The sequence below is a fragment of the Streptomyces sp. NPDC046557 genome, from assembly GCF_040645975.1.
Classification (GTDB): domain Bacteria; phylum Actinomycetota; class Actinomycetes; order Streptomycetales; family Streptomycetaceae; genus Streptomyces.
The window spans coordinates 680873-703369 of the sequence record NZ_JBEYZH010000002.1; the positions used below are offsets into that span (position 1 = coordinate 680873).

General features: G+C 71.0%; 19 protein-coding genes. 10 read left to right on the forward strand and 9 right to left on the reverse strand.

Going from position 1 to position 22497, the window contains the following annotated elements; all coding sequences use genetic code 11:
• Window positions 1–11: 11 nt before the first annotated feature.
• The gene (locus ABZ934_RS08310; RefSeq protein ID WP_361310324.1) at window positions 12–530 is read right to left on the reverse strand and encodes a DUF4245 domain-containing protein; all 519 of its coding nucleotides are present in this window, start codon (window positions 528–530) and stop codon (window positions 12–14) included.
• A gap of 226 nt (window positions 531–756) precedes the next feature.
• On the opposite strand from ABZ934_RS08310, the gene glpX reads away from it, so the two are divergent.
• The gene (glpX, locus tag ABZ934_RS08315; RefSeq protein ID WP_136213856.1) at window positions 757–1788 is read left to right on the forward strand and encodes a class II fructose-bisphosphatase; all 1032 of its coding nucleotides are present in this window, start codon (window positions 757–759) and stop codon (window positions 1786–1788) included.
• Between the two features lie 97 nt (window positions 1789–1885).
• Here the strand turns inward: glpX and ABZ934_RS08320 are convergent, their stop codons facing one another.
• Window positions 1886–2260: a WhiB family transcriptional regulator gene (locus ABZ934_RS08320; protein ID WP_361310327.1), complete on the reverse strand. Its 375-nt coding sequence runs from the start codon at window positions 2258–2260 to the stop codon at window positions 1886–1888.
• Window positions 2261–2464: 204 nt separating this feature from the next.
• Window positions 2465–3157, reverse strand: a complete 693-nt coding sequence (locus ABZ934_RS08325; RefSeq protein ID WP_361310010.1) for a DUF1707 domain-containing protein — start codon at window positions 3155–3157, stop codon at window positions 2465–2467.
• Window positions 3158–3337: 180 nt separating this feature from the next.
• On the opposite strand from ABZ934_RS08325, the gene ABZ934_RS08330 reads away from it, so the two are divergent.
• Both ABZ934_RS08330 and ABZ934_RS08335 read left to right on the forward strand, forming a co-directional pair.
• Complete coding sequence (locus ABZ934_RS08330) at window positions 3338–5005, forward strand: fumarate hydratase (protein ID WP_361310013.1); 1668 nt, start codon at window positions 3338–3340, stop codon at window positions 5003–5005.
• Window positions 5006–5174: 169 nt separating this feature from the next.
• Complete coding sequence (locus tag ABZ934_RS08335; protein WP_361310015.1) at window positions 5175–5966, forward strand: glycerophosphodiester phosphodiesterase family protein; 792 nt, start codon at window positions 5175–5177, stop codon at window positions 5964–5966.
• Between the two features lie 47 nt (window positions 5967–6013).
• Here ABZ934_RS08335 and ABZ934_RS08340 read toward each other — a convergent pair whose 3' ends face one another.
• Window positions 6014–7543: a ricin-type beta-trefoil lectin domain protein gene (locus ABZ934_RS08340; RefSeq protein WP_361310018.1), complete on the reverse strand. Its 1530-nt coding sequence runs from the start codon at window positions 7541–7543 to the stop codon at window positions 6014–6016.
• A 107-nt stretch (window positions 7544–7650) separates the two neighbouring features.
• On the opposite strand from ABZ934_RS08340, the gene ABZ934_RS08345 reads away from it, so the two are divergent.
• The 3 genes from ABZ934_RS08345 to ABZ934_RS08355 all read left to right on the forward strand — a co-directional run bounded on the left by ABZ934_RS08345 (window position 7651) and on the right by ABZ934_RS08355 (window position 12307).
• Complete coding sequence (locus tag ABZ934_RS08345) at window positions 7651–9066, forward strand: class II fumarate hydratase (RefSeq protein ID WP_361310021.1); 1416 nt, start codon at window positions 7651–7653, stop codon at window positions 9064–9066.
• Between the two features lie 103 nt (window positions 9067–9169).
• Window positions 9170–9922 (forward strand): DUF402 domain-containing protein, encoded by a 753-nt coding sequence (locus ABZ934_RS08350; protein WP_361310024.1) that lies wholly within the window; start codon window positions 9170–9172, stop codon window positions 9920–9922.
• Window positions 9923–10150: 228 nt separating this feature from the next.
• Window positions 10151–12307, forward strand: a complete 2157-nt coding sequence (locus tag ABZ934_RS08355) for a SpoIIE family protein phosphatase (protein WP_361310026.1) — start codon at window positions 10151–10153, stop codon at window positions 12305–12307.
• 109 nt (window positions 12308–12416) lie between these two features.
• Here ABZ934_RS08355 and ABZ934_RS08360 read toward each other — a convergent pair whose 3' ends face one another.
• Window positions 12417–14696, reverse strand: a complete 2280-nt coding sequence (locus ABZ934_RS08360) for a transglycosylase domain-containing protein (protein ID WP_361310029.1) — start codon at window positions 14694–14696, stop codon at window positions 12417–12419.
• A 242-nt stretch (window positions 14697–14938) separates the two neighbouring features.
• Here ABZ934_RS08360 and ABZ934_RS08365 point away from each other — a divergent pair, with 242 nt between their 5' ends.
• Window positions 14939–15883, forward strand: a complete 945-nt coding sequence (locus ABZ934_RS08365; RefSeq protein WP_361310031.1) for an SPFH domain-containing protein — start codon at window positions 14939–14941, stop codon at window positions 15881–15883.
• The gene (locus ABZ934_RS08370; protein WP_361310033.1) at window positions 15880–16170 is read left to right on the forward strand and encodes a hypothetical protein; all 291 of its coding nucleotides are present in this window, start codon (window positions 15880–15882) and stop codon (window positions 16168–16170) included. The genes ABZ934_RS08365 and ABZ934_RS08370 overlap by 4 nt, the downstream gene beginning before the upstream one ends.
• A gap of 52 nt (window positions 16171–16222) precedes the next feature.
• Here ABZ934_RS08370 and ABZ934_RS08375 read toward each other — a convergent pair whose 3' ends face one another.
• On the reverse strand, window positions 16223–17191 hold the full coding sequence (locus ABZ934_RS08375) for a hydrogen peroxide-inducible genes activator (protein ID WP_361310329.1): 969 nt from the start codon (window positions 17189–17191) through the stop codon (window positions 16223–16225).
• A gap of 141 nt (window positions 17192–17332) precedes the next feature.
• On the opposite strand from ABZ934_RS08375, the gene ABZ934_RS08380 reads away from it, so the two are divergent.
• Together ABZ934_RS08380 and ABZ934_RS08385 are read left to right on the forward strand one after the other, a co-directional pair.
• Window positions 17333–17887, forward strand: a complete 555-nt coding sequence (locus ABZ934_RS08380) for a peroxiredoxin (RefSeq protein WP_361310035.1) — start codon at window positions 17333–17335, stop codon at window positions 17885–17887.
• Window positions 17888–17890: 3 nt separating this feature from the next.
• Window positions 17891–18427: an alkyl hydroperoxide reductase gene (locus tag ABZ934_RS08385; protein ID WP_361310037.1), complete on the forward strand. Its 537-nt coding sequence runs from the start codon at window positions 17891–17893 to the stop codon at window positions 18425–18427.
• A gap of 39 nt (window positions 18428–18466) precedes the next feature.
• Here the strand turns inward: ABZ934_RS08385 and ABZ934_RS08390 are convergent, their stop codons facing one another.
• The 3 genes from ABZ934_RS08390 to ABZ934_RS08400 form a co-directional block, all read right to left on the reverse strand.
• Window positions 18467–19822: an AI-2E family transporter gene (locus ABZ934_RS08390; RefSeq protein WP_361310040.1), complete on the reverse strand. Its 1356-nt coding sequence runs from the start codon at window positions 19820–19822 to the stop codon at window positions 18467–18469.
• Window positions 19823–19961: 139 nt separating this feature from the next.
• Window positions 19962–20669 carry a transglycosylase SLT domain-containing protein gene (locus ABZ934_RS08395; RefSeq protein ID WP_361310042.1) on the reverse strand — a complete coding sequence of 236 codons (708 nt, stop codon included), beginning with the start codon at window positions 20667–20669 and terminating at the stop codon, window positions 19962–19964.
• Window positions 20670–21103: 434 nt separating this feature from the next.
• The gene (locus ABZ934_RS08400) at window positions 21104–22420 is read right to left on the reverse strand and encodes a PhoH family protein (RefSeq protein WP_361310045.1); all 1317 of its coding nucleotides are present in this window, start codon (window positions 22418–22420) and stop codon (window positions 21104–21106) included.
• Window positions 22421–22497: the final 77 nt, after the last annotated feature.

The window sequence follows — 22497 nt, forward strand, 5'->3', positions numbered from 1 at the left end:
CCGGCCCGGGGCTACCGGCCCTGCTTGAACTCCAGCGCCGCCGCCAGCGCGCCCAACTGCTCGTAGGAGGCCGTCCCCGTCACGACCGTGACGTGGCCCTGCTCCTGGCGCACGAGCGCGTCGTACTTGTCGCCGTCCCAGCGCTCCCAGTCCTGGTCGCCGATCCGCTGCGACTGCCCGGTGGGCTTGGCCTGCCGGGTCACCGTGCCGATGTTCTTGGCGGACGCGTCGCTGGACTGCTCGACCGCCACGTACTGCTTGTCCGGGTCGAGGAAGCCCAGGTGCCAGGCGTTGGCGTTCTTGCGCTCGTACGACACCGAGGTCGCCCGCCACTCGGCCGGCAGACCCACCGGCGCGGCGACCGGGTACGGCGCCGCGCGCCGGGCCGTCGCCGTCTCCACGCGGTAGTCGACCACGTGCGTCGGGTCGGCGTTCTCGTCATGCGGGATGAACATGTAGATGCCCGCCACGACGACGCCGATCACCGCCAGCGACCGGACCATGTCCCAGACCGTCTGCTTGCCCTTCATACCTGCCACGGCTCCATAGTCCCGTACGCGCGGGAGCGATCACCGCCGGGGTAGGGCGCGGCGTGCCGACGTAGCCGCCGGCCAGGGCGCAAGATGTCCGCTCAGGCCAACACCCTGACCGATATTCCGCTCATACGTGACCCGCTCTGCTCAATATGTCGACGTACCGATAGAGTTTCCAGCACCCTCACATCCCGGCCGTCGTCGTACAGAAAGGTGCGCTCCGATGACCGAGCACAACCTGCCGCCCCAGCTCGAAGTCTCCCCGGAGGCCCCCGACCGCAACCTCGCCCTGGAACTCGTCCGGGTCACCGAAGCCGCCGCCATGGCCGCCGGCCGCTGGGTGGGCCGCGGCGACAAGCTCGGCGCGGACGGCGCGGCGGTCAACGCCATGCGCACCCTGATCTCCACCGTCTCGATGAACGGCGTCGTCGTCATCGGCGAGGGCGAGAAGGACGAAGCGCCGATGCTCTTCAACGGCGAACGGGTCGGCGACGGCACGGGCGCCGAGGTCGACATCGCCGTGGACCCGATCGACGGCACCACCCTGAACGCCAAGGGCATGCCGAACGCCATCGCCGTCCTGGCCGCCGCCGACCGCGGCACCATGTTCGACCCGTCGGCGGTCTTCTACATGGAGAAGTTGGTCACCGGCCCCGAGGCCGCCGACTTCGTCGACATCAACGCGCCCGTCTCGGTCAACATCCGCCGCGTCGCCAAGGCCAAGAACATGGCCGTCGAGGACGTCACCGTGGTCATCCTGGACCGCCCCCGCCACGAGGGCATCGTCAAGGAGATCCGCGAGACCGGCGCCCGCATCAAGTTCATCTCGGACGGCGACGTCGCGGGCTCGGTCATGGCGGTGCGCGAGGGCACCGGCGTGGACCTGCTCCTCGGCATCGGCGGCACCCCCGAGGGCATCATCTCGGCCTGCGCCATCAAGTGCCTGGGCGGAACCATCCAGGGCAAGCTGTGGCCCAAGGACGACGCCGAGCGCCAGAAGGCCATCGACGCCGGCCACGACCTGGACCGCGTCCTGCACACCAACGACCTGGTGTCCGGCGAGAACGTCTTCTTCGTCGCCACCGGCATCACGGACGGCGAGCTGCTGCGCGGCGTCCACTACCGCTCGGAGACCGCGACCACGTCCTCGCTGGTCATGCGGTCGAAGTCGGGCACGATCCGACAGATCGACTCCACCCACCGCCTGTCGAAGCTGCGCGCGTACAGCGCGATCGACTTCCACCACGCCCGGTAGGAGCGTGCGGCCGGCGGGCAACGCGCGCGAGGGGCGGTCCTCCCGGTGGAGGACCGCCCCTCGCGCGTGCTGTCCGCTCACGTTCCTTCGGCCGGGGTCACCCCGCGGCGGCGACCGGTCCCGCGCCGCTGCCCTGGCGCAGCTCCGCGGCCCGGCGCCGCCGCCGGCCCAGGAGGACCCGCCGCTCGGCGGCGGTCAGGCCGCCCCACACGCCGTAGGGCTCGGGCTGGAGAAGTGCGTGCTCCCGGCAGGCGACCATCACCGGGCAGCGCGCACAGACCCGCTTGGCGGCCTCCTCGCGGGCGAGCCGCGCCGCGGTGGGCTCCTTGGAGGGCGCGAAGAACAGTCCCGCCTCGTCCCTGCGGCACACCGCCTCCGCATGCCAGGGGCCGTCCTCTTCCCTCGCCGGCACCCGCGGCTTCGGCACTGCGGCCGGACGCGCGTGGAGAGTCTTGACGTCGGCTACCTGCAGGGACTGATGCGGCGGATGCGGCACGGTCTACTCCTGACGACGTATACGCGAGCGAGAGACGATGCGTCTGTCCCTACCCGCTGTGCGTGCCCCTAAGCACTGCGTGCCGCGCGTCGGCCGCTCCGGCGAACTTCGACCGAAACGCGCCCCTCCGCTCCCACGCGTGTCGCCGTCGGTGGCCGCTCGCGGTGGTCGGGGCCGGGTTCAGCCGCCGAGCCGCTCGTGTCGCTTGCCGGCGAGGTCGGTCACCCGGGCGCCGCGCTTGGGTCGGGCCTCGATGTTGCCGAGCAGTGCGAAGCCGCGCACGATAACCAGCGGCGCCTGCGGGTCGGCCGCCGCGACGCCCTCGTCGGTCACCTCGAAGTTGCCGAGCACACCGCCGCCGTAGCCGCGGAGCGTCACGTTCTCCGGGACGACGATCTCGACGTTGCCGAGGACGCAGTTCACGTTGATCTCGGTGACCCGCTGCTCGAACACGGCCTCGGTGAGGTCGAGGGAGACGTCACCGAGGACGGAGACCGCGCGGATCAGCGCGCCCGGACGCCAACGACCCTTGCGGGTGGCGGAGCTGCAGACGGCCAGGACCGTCTCGGCCTCGGCGCCCACCGGCCCGGCGACCGGCACGGGAGGCGTGCCCGCCGCGGGGAGCCAGGCGCCGCCGTGGGCCGCGGGCAGGTCGCGCACGAGCACGTCCAGTTGCCCGACCGTCTTCACGGCGTACAGGGTGTCGAGGCGGTCGGAGTGCTCCTCGGCGGTCAGCCGGCCCTCGGCGAGCGCGTCGGCGAGGAGGTGCGCGATCCGGTCGCGGTCGGCGTCGGAGGCGCGCAGGTCGGCGACCGGGAGAACGGCGGGCGCGGCGGAGGCGGCGGGGGCGTTGGGGTGCTTTTCCAGGTCCACGCCGCCAGCATAGCCAGACACGATAGATCGCGATACTCCCCCGTCGATGACGTACTGAGCCCACGGTCCCGGGCCAGTGAGCCTTACCTCACAGACACAGCCGTCCGGCGAGGTCCTACGCTTGAGGACTGCGCTGCCAATTGGTCGTCAGCGCTGTCTGCCGAGTGAGGAATGGCCACGATGCCGGAGTTCGCGTACACCGACCTGCTGCCCTTGGGCGAGGACACCACCCCCTACCGGCTGGTGACCTCCGAAGGCGTCTCCACCTTCGAGGCCGACGGCCGTACGTTCCTCAAGGTCGAGCCGGAGGCGCTGCGCAAGCTCGCCGAAGAGGCCATCCACGACATCCAGCACTTCCTGCGTCCCGCGCACCTCGCGCAGCTGCGCCGGATCATCGACGACCCCGAGGCGTCCTCGAACGACAAGTTCGTCGCCCTGGACCTGCTGAAGAACGCGAACATCGCGGCCGCCGGCGTGCTCCCCATGTGCCAGGACACGGGCACCGCGATCGTCATGGGCAAGCGCGGCCAGAACGTGCTCACGGAGGGCGGCGACGAGGCGGCCCTGTCGCGCGGCATCTACGACGCGTACACGCGGCTGAACCTGCGCTACTCGCAGATGGCCCCGCTCACCATGTGGGACGAGAAGAACACCGGCTCGAACCTGCCCGCGCAGATCGAGCTGTACGCGACCGACGGCGGCGCGTACAAGTTCCTCTTCATGGCGAAGGGCGGCGGCAGCGCCAACAAGTCCTTCCTGTACCAGGAGACCAAGGCGGTCCTCAACGAGACCTCCATGATGAAGTTCCTGGAAGAGAAGATCCGCTCGCTCGGCACGGCGGCCTGTCCGCCCTACCACCTGGCGATCGTCGTCGGCGGCACCTCGGCGGAGCACGCGCTCAAGACCGCCAAGTACGCCTCCGCGCACTACCTGGACGAGCTGCCCACCGAGGGCTCCGCGCTGGGCCACGGCTTCCGTGACCTCGACCTCGAACAGCAGGTCTTCGAGCTGGCGCAGAAGATCGGGATCGGCGCCCAGTTCGGCGGCAAGTACTTCTGCCACGACGTGCGCGTGGTCCGTCTGCCGCGGCACGGCGCGTCGCTGCCGGTGGCCATCGCCGTCTCCTGCTCGGCCGACCGCCAGGCCGTCGCGAAGATCACCGCCGAGGGCGTCTTCCTGGAGCAGTTGGAGCGGGACCCGGCGCGGTTCCTGCCGGAGACCACGGAGGAGCACCTCAGCGAGTCCTCGGACGTGGTCTCCGTCGACCTGAACCAGCCGATGGAGACGATCCTCGCGACCCTCACCCGGCACCCGGTCAAGACCCGGCTGTCGCTGACCGGCCCGCTGGTCGTGGCGCGCGACATCGCGCACGCCAAGATCAAGGAGCGGCTGGACGCGGGCGAGGACATGCCGCAGTACCTCAAGGACCACCCGGTCTATTACGCCGGCCCCGCCAAGACCCCCGAGGGCTACGCCTCCGGCTCCTTCGGCCCCACCACGGCCGGCCGCATGGACTCCTACGTCGAGCAGTTCCAGGCGGCGGGCGGCTCCAAGGTCATGCTGGCCAAGGGCAACCGCTCGCAGCAGGTGACGGACGCCTGCGGCACGCACGGCGGCTTCTACCTCGGCTCGATCGGCGGCCCGGCGGCCCGCCTCGCGCAGGACTGCATCAAGAAGGTCGAGGTCCTGGAGTACGAGGAGCTCGGCATGGAGGCGGTCTGGAAGATCGAGGTCGAGGACTTCCCGGCCTTCGTCGTCGTCGACGACAAGGGCAACGACTTCTTCCGGAACCCCGCCCCGGAGCCCACCTTCACCCACATCCCGGTCCGCGGCCCGGGCCTGGCCTGACCTGGCGCCGCCGCCGCCGCTCAGCCGTACCGCGCCCCGCCCGGATCCGTCCGGGCGGGGCGCGGGCGTACGCGCCGCCGCCCGTCCACCGCGCCGGGTCGGGCCTCGGTTAACTTCGGGGTGACAGGGAGGCACCTTCCCGTTCACCCCGGTTCGCAAGGATTCCCGTATGACTGTGACGCCCTCCCTCCGCACCGCTCGCGACGTGCGGATCATCGCCCACCGCGGGGCCTCCTACGACCACCCCGAGCACACCCTGGCCGCGTACCGGCAGGCCGTCGAGGACGGGGCCGACGCGTTGGAGTGCGACGTGCGGCTCAGTGCCGACGGGCGGTTGGTGTGTGTGCACGACCGGCGGGTGGAGCGGACCTCGGACGGGCGCGGGGCGGTGTCCGCGATGACCTACGAGGAGTTGGCCGCGCTCGACTTCGGCCGGTGGAAGGGCGAGGAGCACCGCGGGGCACGGGTGCTGCTCTTCGAGGACCTGCTCAAGGAGGCGCTGGGCGCCGGCCGGCCCGTCGGGTTGGCCGTGGAGACCAAGCACCCCACCCGCGCCGGTGGCCGGCTGGAGGTCGAGTTGGTGCGGGTGCTCAAGGAGCACGGGCTCGCCGGCGGCGCCGACGGCCTCGTCGAGGTGATGAGCTTCTCGCGGACCGCCCTTGCCCGGTTGCACCGCCTGGCGCCCGGCCTGCCCGCCGTCTACCTGATCGAGCGGCGGCTGCGCCCCGCGCGCCCGCCGTTCGCGGGTCACGCCGGTCCCGGTATCGACCTCGTACGCCAAGACCCGGGACTGGTGGGCCGGTTGAAGGCGAAGGGGCTCGGGGTGCGGGTGTGGACGGTGGACGAGCCCGAGGACGTGGAGCTGTGCCTGCGCCTGGGCGTGGACACGCTGATCACCAACCGGCCCGGGCAGGTGCGGGAGCAGGTGGAGGCACACCGGGGCCGCCGAGCGCACCGGTAGGCACACCCGGCCGGGGACCGGCCGGGTGTGGGGGTGTGCGGGGCGGGTCAGACGAAGCGCTGGTTGGGCGAGCCGTTGCAGGTCTGCAGCCGCAGCGGTTCGTGCGGGGCGGCGACCGTCAGGCACATTCCGGTGGCGGCGGCGGGGCGCAGGGTGGCGCCGTCGCGGACGAACTGCTGGTTGGCGCCGCCGTGGCAGTTGTAGATGATCAGGGCGGTGCCGTTGCCGTAGGCGGCGCCGGGGGCGTCCAGGCAGCGGTCCTGGGTCAGTTCGGTGTGCAGGGCCTTGCGGGCGGTGTCGTACCACCAGCCCTGGTTGCGGCCGCCGTGGCAGTCCCAGCCCACCACCTTGGTGTCGTTGGCGCTGGAGCCGCCGAAGGTGTCGAGGCAGTTGCCGGTCGCCTCGTTCTTCAGGGGCCGGTAGAGGGAGTCCCAGGCGCCGGCGGTCAGGACGGGGGTCCCGGTGCTCGCCGGGTCGGCGCAGGACGCCTCACGCAGGCCGGAGTCGTAGAGCTGGGTCAGGCAGGACGCGAAGGCGCCGTGGCCGCGGTAGTTGGGGTGGAAGGACTGCCGGGCGGTGTTCTCGTCCCACGGGAAGTGGTCCCCGAGGTCGAGGTAGAGGCCGCGGGCCCAGGCGTCCTCCATGCACACCTCGTGGCCGTGGAAGAGCCGCGAGTTGTCCAGGTAGGTGGCGCCGGAGGCGAGGGCCGCCTCGCGCATGCCCTTCTCGAAGGTGGGCACCGCGTAGTTGCGGCCCCAGGCGGCGTCGGAGTCGTAGCCGGCGCAGCCCCCGGGGAGCTTGCCGGGGAAGGTCGGGTTGTCGTTGAAGTCGGGGCCGATGGGGCTCGGGTAGCCCATTACGACCAACTTGTAGTCGGAGTCGGCGTAGCCGGCGTCGCGCATGACCGTCTTGAGGTCCGCGACGGTCGCCTCGACCTTGGGCTTGAGGCCGTCGACACGGGCCTGCCAGCCGGGGCCGTACTTGGGCTCGCAGGTGCCCTGGCTGAGCACCCAGCGGGTGACGCAGTCCGTCATGACGGGGCCGAACTGGAGGTCGTCGTTGGCTCCGGCGACCAGCAGCACCATCTTGATCCGGGTGTTGCGGGCCTTGACGGCCAGGCTGTCGCTCTGCACCGGTTCGTCGGGGTACTGCTTGCTGCCGCCGATCCGGATGTTTCCGGTGTAGCCGCCGGAGCAGGCCACGTTGAAGGTGAAGTCGGCGGGGATGCCCGTGCGGTGGATCGCCGAGTCGGGCGAGCGGTGGCACTGGTTGGTGGAGGTGTTGGTGGCGGGGTCGTAATTGCCGACGCCCTCACCCGAGATCTCGCTGTCGCCGAGCGAGATCAGGCCGGTCTTGCGGTCGGCGAGCGGGCGGATGGCCGGGTCCCCGTAGATCTTGGTGGCCTCGGCCGCCCGGACGGCCTCCAGTTCGGGCGAGAGGGGGGTGACCGCCGGTCCGGCGACGGGTGCCGCCTGGGCCATGGGGGTGATGGCGGTGACGCCCCCGAGGGCGGCCGCGATCGCCGCGACGGCGGCGAAGGTAGATCTGAGCCTGGGTTTCGTACGGGCACGTGCCATGAACGCCTCCCCGGTATCGGTGTTACCCCCGGTATTTACTGGCCGGTAGGGGAGTTGGGAACACTTCGAACAAGACAATTGCTCAACTTTTTGAGGAGGTCATCGACATGACGGACGACCGGCAGGACACGGACGGCCCCGAGGGGTACCGGATCGAGCACGACTCCATGGGCGAGGTTCGGGTCCCCGCGCACGCCAAGTGGCGGGCCCAGACCCAACGCGCGGTGGAGAACTTCCCCGTCTCGGGACATCGGCTGGAGCGGGCCCACATCGCCGCACTGGCCCGCGTGAAGGCCGCGGCCGCCGTGGTCAACGCCCGGCTCGGCGTGCTGGACGAGGACATCGCCGAGGCGGTCCACGCCGCCGCCGAGGAGGTGGCCGAGGGGCGCTGGGACGAGCACTTCCCCGTCGACGTGTTCCAGACCGGGTCCGGGACCTCGTCCAACATGAACACCAACGAGGTGATCGCCACGCTGGCGAGCGAGCGGCTCGGCCGCCCGGTGCACCCCAACGACCACGTCAACGCCTCGCAGAGCTCCAACGACGTCTTCCCGTCCTCCGTGCACATCGCGGCGACCGCCGCCGTCACCGGCGAACTGATCCCGGCGCTGGAGCACCTCGCCACCGCGCTGGAGCGCAAGGCCGCCGAGTTCGCCCAGGTGGTCAAGGCCGGACGCACGCACCTGATGGACGCCACCCCGGTCACCCTGGGGCAGGAGTTCGGCGGGTACGCGGCCCAGGTGCGCTACGGCGTCGAGCGGTTGCGCGCGGCCCTGCCCCGGCTCGCCGAACTGCCCCTGGGCGGAACGGCCGTGGGCACCGGGATCAACACCCCGCCCGGGTTCTCCGCCGCGGTGATCGCGGAGGTGGCCGCCGTGACGGGACTGCCGCTGACCGAGGCGCGGAACCACTTCGAGGCCCAGGGCGCCCGGGACGCCCTGGTGGAGACCTCGGGAATGCTCCGTACGATCGCCGTCTCGCTCACCAAGGTCTGCAACGACCTGCGCTGGATGGCCTCCGGTCCGCGCACCGGATTGGCCGAAATCAATCTCCCGGATCTCCAGCCGGGGTCCTCGATCATGCCGGGGAAGGTCAATCCGGTCATCCCGGAGGCCGTCCTTATGGTGGCCGCGCAGGTGACGGGCAACGACGCGGCCGTCGCCGTGGCGGGGGCGTCCGGCAACTTCGAGCTCAACGTGATGATCCCGCTGATGGCGCGGAACCTGCTCGAATCGATCCGGCTGCTGGGCAACGCGAGCCGGCTGCTGGCCGACCGGACGGTGGACGGGATCACCGCCAACTCCGAGCGGGCCAGGGAGTACGCCGAGTCCTCGCCCTCCGTGGTGACCCCGCTGAACCGCTACATCGGCTATGAGGAGGCCGCCAAGGTGGCCAAGCGGGCCCTCGCGGAACGCAAGACGATCAGGGAAGTCGTACTCGAATCCGGCTACGTCGACCGGGGCGCGCTCACCCTCGACCAGTTGGACGAGGCATTGGACGTGCTCCGTATGACCCGGCCATGAAAAGCGCCGGGGACGGGGTCCGGTTTCGGTCGTTTCCCGTCCTCGGACAGGTCCGTGACCTGCACCGCAGCACAAGTACGGGCCCCCGCCCTAAGATCTGCGCATGACAGGTACCGGAGGCCGCGGGGACGGCGTCGCACACGGCCCCGCGCTCGGCGCGGCGGACGGGCCCGCGGCCGGGATCGCGGACGGGGTGCCGCGGCCGCGCTGGGCGCCCGGGGAGCAGATCCTCTGGCGCTACCGCGACCACGCCCCGGGGCGGGGCGGCCCCGTGCACATCTGCCGGCCGGTTACGGTGGTGCGCGACACCGACGAACTGCTGGCGGTGTGGATGGCGCCCGGCACCGAGTGCGTGAAGCCGGTGCTCGCCGACGGCACCCCGGTGCACGCGGAACCCCTGGCCACCCGCTACACGGCGCCGCGGACCACCGTACGCTCGCGCTGGTTCGGGGCGGGCGTGCTGAAGCTGGCACGGCCCGGTGAGCCGTGGTCGGTGTGGCTGTTCTGGGAGCGGGGCTGGCGGTTCAAGAACTGGTACGTGAACCTGGAGGAGCCCCGGACGCGGTGGTCCGGCGGCGTTGACTCGGTGGACCACTTCCTCGACATCGCCGTCTACCCCGACCGCAGTTGGGTGTGGCTCGACGAGGACGAGTTCGCGCAGGCGCGCCGGGTCGGGCTGGTGGACGCGTCGCTGGCCCACCGGGTGCGGGAGGCGGGCCGCGCGGCGGTGGAGGTGGTCAAGGAGTGGGGTCCCCCGTTCCGGGACGGCTGGCGGGACTGGCGACCCGATCCACGATGGCCCGTTCCGGTTCTGCCCGAGGACTGGGACCGCACCCCCGCGCATATGACGTCATGAGACCCTTGATGCGCCCCCGGGGTGCGACCGTAGGATCGTCCCCCGCCGGGCCGGACATCCGTAATCGACGTGCCGCACAGGGGACTTGGGCCAGACCGACGCGAGGTGAGGTAACGAGCGGGACGCGGAACCTCGGGGCGGTGGTGCCCCTGCCGCTGAGCGGGTATACCGCGACTGAACCGAGTTGAGTGCAGCGCACATCGAGCGCAGACGGACGGAAATCCACGCGTGACGGAGTACCCCACCTCCCAGGAGGGCCCGCAGCCCGTCGCCTCCGGCGGAGGTACGGATGACGCCGGCCACGGCAAGGCCCCGATCGTGGCCGCCGAGGCCGTGCGCACCTATGCGCAGAACACGGCCGGGGACCCGGACGGCGCCCGCGCCCCCGGCCGGTCCGCCGAACTGCCCCGGCCCCGGGGCGGCGGCGGGAGCGGCCGGCCGGCCGTCGACGGGGCGTCCGCCCCGGGCGGCGCGGGCGGCCCCGGGGCGGCCGACGGCGGAGCCGGCGGTGCGGGGGGCCTCGTACCCGGCGGCCCCGTACCGGGCGGCCCCGTACCGGGCGGCGGCGTACCGGGCGGCGGGACGGCGGACGTCGGCACCGCGCGCCGCGAAGGCGACCGGCTGCGCTTCGTCGGCGCGGCCACCCGCAGGATCGCGCGCGGCATCGACCTCGACGAGATCGTGCTCGGCCTGTGCCGGGCCACCGTGCCGACCTTCTCCGACGCCATCCTCGTCTACCTGCGCGATCCGCTGCCGGTCGGTGATGAGCGTCCCGTCGGCCCGGTCGTCTTAAGGCTGCGTCGCACCGACCGGCTCCGGCCCCTCGACGACCTGACGGGTGGCGACTTCGCCGGAGCGGGTGGTTCGGGCGCGGCCGGGTCCGGCGACTCCGGCGGCTCCGGCGGTGAACTCGATTTCAGCCGGCTCCCGCTGGTCGGCCCGCAGGGTGACCTGCCCGCCGCCGAGCTGTGCGAGATCCGGCCGGGCGGCCCGCTCGCCGAGGTGCTGCGCGGCGTCCGCCCGGTGTTCGGGTCCTCCGTCGCCGCGAAGGACGCCCTGTCGGAGCTGCTGGGCGGCGACCATCCCGTACCGCGCGGGCAGCGGGCCATCCTCGCGCCGCTGCGCGGCCGCCGCCGGGTGATCGGCGCGGCGGTGTTTTTGCGTACCCCGGAGCGGCCCGCCTTCGAGACCAACGACCTGCTGGTCGCCGCGCAGTTGGCCACGCACACCGCGCTCGGCATCGACAAGGCGGTGCTGTACGGCCGGGAGGCGTACATCGCCGACGAACTCCAGCGCACCATGCTGCCCGACAGCCTCCCCCAGCCCACCGGGGTGCGCCTCGCCTCCCGCTACCTGCCGGCCGCCGAGACGGCCCGGGTCGGCGGCGACTGGTACGACGCCATACCGCTGCCCGGCAGCCGCGTCGCGCTGGTCGTCGGTGACGTCATGGGCCACTCGATGACCTCCGCCGCGATCATGGGGCAGCTCCGCACCACCGCCCAGACCCTGGCGCAGTTGGACCTGCCGCCCGCCGAGGTCCTGCACCACCTGGACGAGCAGGCCCAGCGCCTGGGTTCCGACCGGATGGCCACCTGCCTCTACGCGGTCTACGACCCCGTCTCGCACCGGATCACCATCGCCAACGCCGGCCATCCCCCGCCCGTGCTCCTGCACCTGGGCGGGCGCGCCGAGGTGCTGCGCGTACCGCCGGGCGCCCCCATCGGCGTCGGCGGCGTGGACTTCGAGGCGGTGGAGCTGGACGCCCCGGCGGGCGCCACGTTGCTGCTCTACACCGACGGGCTGGTGGAGTCCCGGCTGCGCGACGTCTGGACCGGCATCGAGCAGTTGCGGGAGCGGCTGGCCACCACCGCGCAGTTGACCGGCGTGGACCACCCGCCGCCGCTGGAGGCCTTGTGCGACGACGTGCTGGACATGCTCGGCCCCGGCGACCGGGACGACGACATCGCGCTGCTCGCGGCCCGCTTCGACGGGATCGCGCCCAGTGACGTGGCGTACTGGTCCCTGGACCCCGAGGAGACCGCTCCCGGCCGGGCCCGCCGCCTCGCCCGCCGCGCGCTGGCCCGTTGGGGTCTGGAGGAGCTCCAGGACTCGCTGGAGCTGCTGGTCAGCGAGGTGGTGACGAACGCCGTCCGGTACGCCGAGCGGCCCGTGACCCTGCGGCTGCTGCGCACGGACGTGCTGCGCTGCGAGGTCGGCGACGACTCCCCGCAGTTGCCCCGCCAGCGCCGGGCCCGGGAGACCGACGAGGGCGGCCGCGGCTTGTTCCTCGTCAACCGGATGGCCCGCCGGTGGGGCGCCACCCGTCTGAGCAGCGGAAAGGTCGTCTGGTTCGAGCTGACGCTGCCGGGCGGCGACGTGGGCTGAGTCGCCCCGGCCACGACACGGCCGGTACCCCAGCGCCGATACGACACCGCTGATACGACACCGCCCCGCGACGTGATCGTCGCGGGGCGGTGTCCGTTTCACCGGGCCGTCAGGGCTGGCGCTGCTGTTCCTGCGCCGGCGGGAAGATGAACGACTGCGTCGGATCCGGTGCCTTCGTCGGGTCCTTCGTCGGCTTGGTCGGATCGGCGGTCTTCGTCGGATCCTTGGTGCGGCCGCTCGGGTCGATGCTCTTCGTCGGGCTCGTGGTGGCCGTCGGCGACTTGGTCCCCGTGGCCGTGGCGGTCGGGCTCGCGTCCTTGGTGGGGGCGGCGCTGCGGGTGGGCGCCTGGACGGGGCCCATGTCCGCGTCCGACAGGTCGAACTCGTCCGTGCTCACCGCGCTGAGGACGGAGGTGGTGTACGCCTTCCAGATCTCGGCGGGGAAGCTGGAGCCGCCCGCGCGGCCACCGCCGGCGGTACCGGTCAGGGTGACCTGGCCGTGGGTGTTGGGGTCCTCGCCGAACATCGCGACGACTGTGACGAGCTCCGGGGTATAACCGGTGAACCAGGCGGCCACATTGGACTCGGTGGTGCCGGTCTTGCCCGCGGCCTGGTAGACGTCGCTCTTCACGGCCCTGCCCGAACCGTCGGCGACGACGCCGGTGAGCACCTTGGTGACGGTGTCGGCGCTCTTGCGGCTGAGGACCTGGCCGCCGATCGGGCTGCCCGGGTTGTACTGGGCGTCCTTGCGCTCGGCCTTCTTGATGATGGTCGGGGTGACCTTCTTGCCGTGGTTGTCGAAGGTGGCGTAGACGCCGGCCATCTCCACGGTGTTGGCGCTCATGGTGCCGAGCGACATGGCCGGCTTGTCCTCGGGCCAGCCGTCGCGGTCCCGCATTCCGAGGGCAAGGGCCTGCTTCTTCACACTGGCCGGCTTGGCGTCCACGATCATCTGGGCGTAGACGGAGTTCACGGAGGAGTTGGTGGCCTCCTGCACCGTGAGCATCGGGTCGCCGTAGTTCCGGTCGTCCTGGTTCTGCGGGGCGAAGGGCACCGAACTGCCGACGACGGGGCGCTTGCTGGTGCCGTCGTAGAGGGTGTTCGGGGTGATCTTGCGGCCGTCCTGGGTGGTCGCCCCCGTCTCCAGCGCGGTGGCCAGCACGACCGGCTTGAAGGTCGAGCCGGGCTGGAAGTCGGTGCGCAGCGCGTTGCTGTTGTACTTCTCGCTCAGTCCCGTGCCGCCGTACATCGCGACGATCGCGCCGGTCTTCGGGTCCACGGAGGTGGCACCGGCCTGCACGCTCTGGTCCTGCGGCCGTCCCTCGACGTCCTTGCGCTTGAGCTGGGACTCCAGCTTGTCCTGGACCGCCTGCTCCATGGCGGCCTGCTTCTTCTTGTCGATGTTGAGCGTGAAGGTCCAGCCGCCGGCCGCGATCTGCTCGTCCTTGACGCCGTGGGCGTTCAGCTCGGCGTTGGCGGCCTGGATCAGGTAGCCCTTCTGCCCGTCCATACCCGGCGCGGGCTTGGGCTTGATGGGCTCCGGGAGCTGGATCGTCTTGCGCTTGGCGGGGTCCAGCTCGCCCATATCGACCATGTTGTCGAGGACGGCGTTGAAGCGGAGCGTCACGAGATGCCGGCCGTTCGGGCCCGCGAACGCCAGGTCGTACTGGCTCGGGGCCTGGATGACCGCGGCGAGGTAGGCGCCCTGCGCGAGCGTGAGCTTGTCGGCGTCGACGCCGTAGAAGGCTTGGGCGGCGGCCTGGATGCCGTAGGCGTTGCGGCCGTAGAAGTTGGTGTTCAGGTAGCCGGCGAGGATGTCGTTCTTCGACATGCGCTGGTCGACCTTGATGGCGATCACCAGCTCGCGCAGCTTGCGGGTCGCCGACTGGTCCTGGGTCAGGTAGTAGTTCTTGACGTACTGCTGGGTGATCGTCGAGCCGCCGGCCGTCCCCTTGCCGCGGAGGGTGTTGAACAGGCCGCGGCCGATGCCCATGACGTCGACGCCGCTGTCCTTGTAGAAGGACTTGTTCTCGATGGCGATGAACGCCGTCCGCACGTCTTCGGGGATCTTGTCGATCGGGACGATGACACGGTTCTTGTCACCCGTGCGCGCCATGATCGAGCCGTCGGCGTACTTGTAGGTGTTGCTCTGGAGGACCGCGTCGCTCCTGGGGTCCGGGGGGTCCACCAGGAAGTAGGCGGCGAACGCCCCGGCTACCAGGAGCAGGATCATCCCGAAGAACGCGCCGAGGATCTTCTTCCAGGTGAAGAAGCGGCGTATGCCGGTGCGTTTGCCGGCCGCCTTGCCCGCGCGCCCGTCTGAGCGCCCGCTCGGCGCTTTCCGCGCACCGCGCTGCTGCTGCGCCCGTCGCGCTCCTGCTCGGCTCATCGCTCCCGCTCCGCTCGATTACCCCCCCGACGTCAGCTCAGAAAACTAACACCGCAGGCTGTGACAAAGGTTGGCTAACCCTGACCAAATCTGGTCATTTCGGACGTGAGAATCAGCACCCACACCACTGGAACCGACGCTCAGGAGGCCCGAAGGGTTGCGGTGGACGTAAAAAGTGCTATCACTTTGCTAGAAGGTCCGGCCGATCGCGGCCGAACATCACCGACAAACGGGGGCAGACCATGACCACTTCATCGGCGACGGAATCGGACGCCACCGGTGTGTCTCCCGCCGTATCCCCCGCCGTGATACGTGAGTTCACCGCGCACAGCATCGGCGGCGGCCCGGCGCTGCTGCTCGGTCTCGCGGGCCTCGCGGCCGGTACGGGCCTGGTGGTCCTCGGTTCGATGACGGGGGTCGACGCCCTCAAGGTGGCGCTGATCTTGGCCGGCGTGCTGCTGGACATCACGGCCGTCTTCGCGATGAGCGGGCTCAACACGGTGGCGCCCGGGCAGGCCCGCGTCGTACAGCTCTTCGGCCGCTACCGAGGGACGATCCGGACGGAGGGCCTGCGCTGGGTCAACCCGCTCACCTCCCGCGAGAAGATCTCCACCCGCGTCCGCAACCACGAGACGAACGTCCTCAAGGTCAACGACGCGTACGGCAACCCGATCGAGCTGGCGGCGGTCGTGGTGTGGCGGGTGGAGGACACGGCCCGCGCGGTGTTCGAGGTCGAGGACTTCACCGAATTCGTGGAGACGCAGACCGAGACGGCCGTCCGGCACATCGCCATCGAGTACCCCTACGACGCCCACGACGAGGGCGGCCTCTCGCTGCGCGGCAACGCCGAGGAGATCACCCGCAAGCTGGCGGCGGAGCTCTCCACCCGCGTCGAGGCGGCGGGCGTGCACATCATCGAGTCCCGCTTCACGCATCTCGCGTACGCTCCCGAAATCGCCTCCGCGATGCTCCAGCGCCAGCAGGCGGGGGCCGTCGTGGCGGCCCGCAAGCAGATCGTCGAGGGAGCGGTGGGCATGGTGGAGCTGGCCCTGACCCGCCTGGCGGAGAAGGAGATCGTGGACCTGGACCCGGAGCGCAAGGCGTCCATGGTCTCGAACCTGATGGTGGTCCTGTGCGGTGATCGCGCGGCCCAGCCCGTCCTCAACACCGGGACCCTCTACCAGTGAGTCCCGCCGGCGACGCGCCCCGCTCCGGACCCGGCCCGGCCGAGGAACCGGAGCGGGGCGCGCGTGCGGGGCGCCAGGCGCGCAAGCAGGTGCTGCTGCGGCTGGACCCGCAGGTGTACGAGGCGCTGGCGCGCTGGGCGGGCGACGAGCTGCGCAGCGCGAACGCCCAGATCGAGTTCCTGCTCCGCCGCGCCCTGTCCGAGTCCGGTCGCCTCCCGGGCGGCGTCGCCCCCATCCCGCCGCGCGGCCGCCCGCCGAAGCCGTCGGACCAGGGGGCGTCCGACTAGGGGGCGTCCCGGTCCGCGCGTCAGCCCGTCAGTCCGTCAGTCCGTCAGTCCGTCAGTCCGTCAGCCACACCGGGAGCGGGCGGACCGCCTCGCGCAGGGAGGCGGCGATGGCGGTGAACTCCTCCTGTCGGGCCGTGCCGGTCCGCATGGCCAGCGCGATCCGCCGCGAGGGGGCCGGTTCGGCGAAGTACCCGGTGGCCAGGTGCTCGTTGCGGGCCGTCTCCAGGCGCAGTGCCGTACGCGGCAAGAGCGTGACCCCGAGCCCTCCGGCCACCAGCTGCACGAGCGTGGAGAGCCCGGCGGCGGTCGTGGTGACGTCCGCGCCGGCCGTGCGCCCCGCCTCGCGGCAGATGTCGAGCGCCTGGTCCCGCAGACAGTGGCCTTCGTCGAGCAACAGGAGTTGCAACTCGCGCAGTTCCTCGCGGGGGATATCCTTGCGTCCGGCGAGCGGGTGCTCGCGGGGCGCGAGGAGTACGAAGTCCTCGTCGAACAGCGGTAGTTCGGTGACACCGGGGACTCCCAGCGGTACCGCGAGCAGCAACAGGTCGAGCCGCCCGGCGGCCAGCCCCTCCAACAGCGAGGCCGTCTGCTCCTCGTGCACCTGGAGGTCCATCCGGGGGTAGCGGCGGTGGAACAGCCCGAGAACGGTCGGCAGCAGGTACGGGGCCACGGTGGGGATGACGCCGAGCCGCAACACCCCGGTGAACGGCGCGCGCACCGCCTCGGCCTCCTCCAGCAGTCCGCCCATCGCGTCGAGCACGGCCCGCGCCCGGGCGGCGATCCGCTCGCCGGCCGGGGAGAGCAGCACCTTGCGGGTGGTGCGCTCCAGCAACCGCACGCCGAGGGCCTCCTCCAGGGCGGAGACGGCCCCGGACAGCGCCGGCTGGCTCATCCCGATCGCCGCGGCGGCGTCCCGGAAGTGCAGGTGTTCGGCGACGGCCGCGAAGGCGCGCAGTTGCGCGAGCGTCGCCTGCCGGGCCGCTCCGTTCTTGGGTCCGAGCTTCGCTCCCCTATTACCCATAGCCACTGATAGGCACCTCCGATCACCAGCCACAAGAGTAGCTATTTCCGTAATCAATGCAGCTGTGCCAGCATGTGAGATCCGTCCAACCCCCTTGGAAAGCCCCCAAAAGGGGTACTTTCCTGTCTGCAAGGAGAGCACGTGCTCACTGTCGGTGACAAGTTCCCCACCTACGATCTGACGGCCTGCGTCTCGCTCGAGGCCGGCAACGAGTTCGCGCAGATCGACCACAAGACCTACGAGGGCAAGTGGCGCGTGGTGTTCTTCTGGCCGAAGGACTTCACCTTCGTCTGTCCGACCGAGATCGCCGCCTTCGGCAAGCTCAACGAGGAGTTCCAGGACCGCGACGCCCAGGTCCTCGGCGTCTCCGGCGACTCCGAGTTCGTCCACCACGCCTGGCGCAAGGACCACGCCGACCTGCGTGACCTGCCCTTCCCGATGCTGGCCGACTCCAAGCACGAACTCATGCGGGCCTGTGGCGTGCAGGGCGAGGACGGCTTCGCCCAGCGCGCCGTCTTCATCGTCGACCAGAACAACGAGATCCAGTTCACGATGGTGACCGCCGGTTCCGTGGGCCGTAACCCCAAGGAGGTCCTGCGGGTCCTCGACGCCCTGCAGACCGACGAGCTGTGCCCCTGCAACTGGAACAAGGGCGAGGGCACCCTGGACGCCGGCGCACTGCTGGCCGGTGAGTGAGCGATGTCCCTCGACTCCCTGAAGGCCGCCGTACCGGACTTCGCCAAGGACCTGAAGCTGAACCTCGGTTCGGTCATCGGCAACAGCGACCTCCCGCAGCAGCAGCTGTGGGGCACGGTCCTGGCCTGCGCGATCGCCGCCCGTTCCCCGCGCGTCCTGCGTGAGCTGGAGCCGGAGGCGAAGGCGGCCCTGTCGCCGGAGGCGTACACCGCCGCCAAGTCCGCCGCCGCGGTCATGGCGATGAACAACGTCTTCTACCGGACCCGGCACCTGCTGTCCGACCCGGAGTACAACACCCTGCGCGCCGGCCTGCGGATGAACGTCATCGGCAACCCGGGCGTGGAGAAGGTCGACTTCGAGCTGTGGTCGCTCGCGGTCTCCGCGATCAACGGCTGCGGCCAGTGCCTCGACTCGCACGAGCAGGTGCTGCGCAAGGCCGGTATCGGCCGGGAGACGGTCCAGGAAGCCTTCAAGATCGCCTCGGTGATCCAGGCCGTCGCCGTCACCCTCGACGCCGAGGCCGCCCTCGCCGCCGAGTAACGATCCGCACGGGTACGACCCCCAGGACCCCCGCAGCCGTCACCGGCGGCGGGGGTCCTGGGCGTTCGTGCCCTCTTCGGCTTCGGAGCGGGGGAGGGCCGTGGCGCCGTGCGGGCCCGGGCCCGTCGCGATGGCCGCGGCGCGCTGCTGGTCGCGCGAGTACGCCCGCAGGTACACCACAACGGTGTTGGTGACGGCGACCAGCGGTACGGCGACCACCGCGCCGCCGATGCCGGCGACCATCCCGCCGGCCGCCACCGCCAGCACCACGGCGAGGGGGTGTACCCGTACGGCACGGCCCAGGATGAACGGCTGGAGCACGTGCCCCTCAAGTTGCTGCACCGCCAGCACCACCAGCAGGACCATCAGCGCGATGAACGGGCCCTGGGTCACCAGGGCCACCACCACGGCCAGCGCCCCGGAGACGACCGCGCCGACGAGCGGGATGAAGGCGAAAAGGAAGATGAAGACGGCGAGCGGCACCGCCATCGTGACATCGAGGAAGTAGAGCCCGAGGCCGATGAACACGGCGTCGATGAGGGCGACGAGCACGGTGCCCCGGACATACGCGGTCAGGGTGCGCCAGGCGCGCGGGCCGGCGCCCGCGACCCCGGGGCGGGCCGCACGCGGGACCAGGCCGAGCGCCCAGGTCCAGATGCGCTTGCCGTCGTAGAGCAGGAAGAGGGTCGAGAACATCGAGAGCAGGATGCCCGTCAGCACCTCGACGAGGACCGTCACGCCTTGCAGGCCGGCGGAGGTGATCTGCTCGGTGTTGGTGCCGATGGTGTCGGTGAGGCTCTTCGCGATGTCGTTGATCTGCTTCTCGGTGACGTGGAACGGACTGTCCAGCAACCAGAGTTTGAGTTCGTCGATGCCCTCGCGCACCCGGGCGGAGAGGGTGTCGAGGTTCTCCATGACCTGCCACACCACGAACCAGCCGACCAACCCGATCACGACGAAGCCGAGGATCGCGGTCACGGCCGTGGCCAGCCCGCGCGGCAGCCCGAGCCGCCGCAGCCGCACGACGAAGGGCTGGAGCAACGCGGTGACGAGCAGGGCGGCGGAGAAGGCGAGGACCACGAGGCGGACCTCGCTGATCACCTTCATCAGCACCCACAGCATCCCGGCGAGGAGCAGCAGCCGCCAACTGGCTTCGGCGGCCACCCGCATCCCCCAAGGGATGACCGTCACCGGATCGGGCCGCTCCCGCCAACCGGAGTCGCCGCCGGGTGCGATCACGGTCGCGGGCACCGGCCCGTCGACGGGGGCCGGGACCACGACGGGGACGTCGACGGCGGTCTCCGCCTCGACCTCGGCCCGCCGTTCGTCGAGGCGCGCGCCGATCTGGCTGAGCCCTCTGCCGAGCCGGCCGAGCCAGCCTGCCCTCTTCGTCATGTCGTTCCCTTTCCCCCCGCGCGCGGACCCACTCGCCCGACCGTACACGCGGGGAGCCCCGCACCGTAGGACGGTGCGGGGCTCCCCGAGGTTGATCGCCGGGACCAAGTTTCCCGGGACGAGGTGAGACCGGGACGGCCTAGTACCAGCCGTTGGCCTGGTGGAAGCTCCAGGCGCTGCACGGGCTGCCGTAGCGGTCGTTCATGTAGCCCAGGCCCCACTGGATCTGCGTGGCCGGGTTGGTGCGCCAGTCGGCGCCGGCCGAGGCCATCTTGGAGCCGGGCAGAGCCTGGACCAGGCCGTAGGCGCCCGAGGAGGAGTTAACTGCCTGGTAGTTCCAGGTCGATTCCTCGTTGATGATGTTCGAGAAGCACTGGAACTGACCGGCCGGCACGATCTGTCGGGCGATGTCCTTGACCTGGGCGACCGTGTAGGAGCCCTGGACGGCGAAGTCGCCGGCGCTGCGCGTCGCGGAGCGGCTGGCGACCTGCTCCTCTTCGTGCTTCTTCGCTTCGTCTTCGGCCTTCTTCTTGGCCGCGGCCGCCTCGGCGTCCGTCTTCTTCGCCTTGGCGTCGTGCGCCGCCTGGATGCGCGCCGCTTCCTCGGCCGAGCGCTGGGCGTCGGCTTCGGCGGCGTGGGCGATGGAGTCGGCCTGCTGCGTCAGGGACGCGCTCTGGACCTGCGCCTGGTCGCCGACCGGGATGTCAGTGAGAAGAGTCGTTCCGGCGGCGGTCGTTTCGAGATTGTTCGGGGTGGCGTCGCCCGCCGCAACGCCCACGACTGCGCCGACGGTGGTGACCGCGGTGGCCGAAGCCACTGCGAACCCCCGGACCGAGATCCGGCTCACACGGTGTCCTTCCAGCAGCGTCCGCAGTGACCGCGCGGCGCAATAGTGCCCCTCGACACTGGCCTCCATGAATCCGCGGTCACTGGAGGCTCGGGCCCGGGGCAACTCCCTCGCGGGGGTTGCCGGCTAGCTCGGGCGGCATACGGCGACCGGCTCTGGAGTTGTTGGTGTACGTGTACCTCGCGAGAGGTACAGGAGTGCCGTATGCGGGGCCTGACGGAAAGCAGACTCTGCCGGACCACGACGCCGCAGGGCAATTCCACGTTGCGTGGGAAAGGTCACACCTGCCGGAACGCCCCTGATTTCGCCGAAGACCTGTGCAGCACGACGCCGCCCGACTAGGCTGCTGCGCCTTGCGCCGGGCGGCGTCAACTCATTCTCCGCCTATGGGGTTTCTGCCCCTTTTCGTCTCCGCGGTTACCGCTTCCCCGGGGTCAGAGCGCCTCCAGCATCTCAGTGACGAGCGCGGCGATCGGGGAGCGCTCGGAACGCGTCAGCGTGACGTGAGCGAACAGCGGATGGCCCTTGAGCTTCTCAACGACGGCGACCACCCCGTCGTACCGGCCGACCCTCAAGTTGTCCCGCTGCGCCACGTCGTGGGTCAGGACGACCCGCGAGTTGGCCCCGATCCGGGACAGCACGGTCAGCAGGACGTTGCGCTCCAGCGACTGGGCCTCGTCCACGATCACGAAGGCATCGTGCAGCGAACGGCCGCGGATGTGCGTGAGCGGCAGGACTTCCAGCATCCCGCGGTTCAGCACCTCTTCGATGACCTCGCGCCCGGCGACGGAGGAGAGGGTGTCGAAGACCGCCTGCGCCCAGGGGCTCATCTTCTCGGCCTCGGTGCCCGGCAGGTAGCCGAGCTCCTGCCCGCCCACGGCGTACAGCGGCCGGAAGACCATCACCTTCTGGTGCTGCCGGCGCTCCAGCACCGCCTCCAGGCCGGCGCACAGGGCCAGTGCCGACTTGCCGGTGCCGGCCCGCCCGCCCATCGAGAGGATCCCGATCTCGGGATCGAGCAGCAGGTCCAGCGCGATGCGCTGCTCGGCGCTGCGGCCGTGCAATCCGAACGCCTCGCGGTCGCCGCGCACGAGACGGACGTTTCCGTCCGCCGTGACCCGGCCGAGTGCCTTGCCGCGCTCCGACTGGAGGACGAGCCCGGTGTGCACCGGCAGTTCGGCCGCCTCCGGCACGTAGAGCCGTTCCTCCGAGAAGAGCAGGTCGACCTGCTCCCCGGACAGCGCGAGCTCGCTCATGCCGGTCCAGCCGCTGTCGGTGATCGCCAGCTCGGCCCGGTACTCCTCGGCGAGCAACCCCACGGAGGATGCCTTGATGCGCAGCGGCAGGTCCTTCGAGACCACCGTGACGTCGTAGCCCTCGGCCTGGAGGTTGCGGGCGACGGCCAGGATGCGGGAGTCGTTGTCTCCCAGCCTGAAGCCCGCGGGCAGGACGCCGGGGTCGGAGTGGTTGAGTTCGACGCGCAGGGTTCCGCCCAGATCGCCCAGCGGGATGGGGGCGTCGAGGCGACCGTAGCGAACCCGGAAGTCGTCGAGCAGGCGCAGGGCCTGGCGCGCGAAGTATCCGAGTTCGGGATGGTGCCTCTTGGCCTCCAGCTCGGTGATCACCACGATCGGGAGCACGACCTCGTGCTCTTCGAAGCGGGAGACCGCGTTGGGGTCTGCCAGCAGGACGCTGGTGTCGAGGACGTAGGTCCGCCTGTCGGGCAGGCGGCGCTTTGTGCTGGTCACCACGGAAGGACGTACCCCCTCGGAAGAGGTCGGGCCATGAAGACCGGACCGGTCATCGGCACCCATGCGCGGGCCGATTT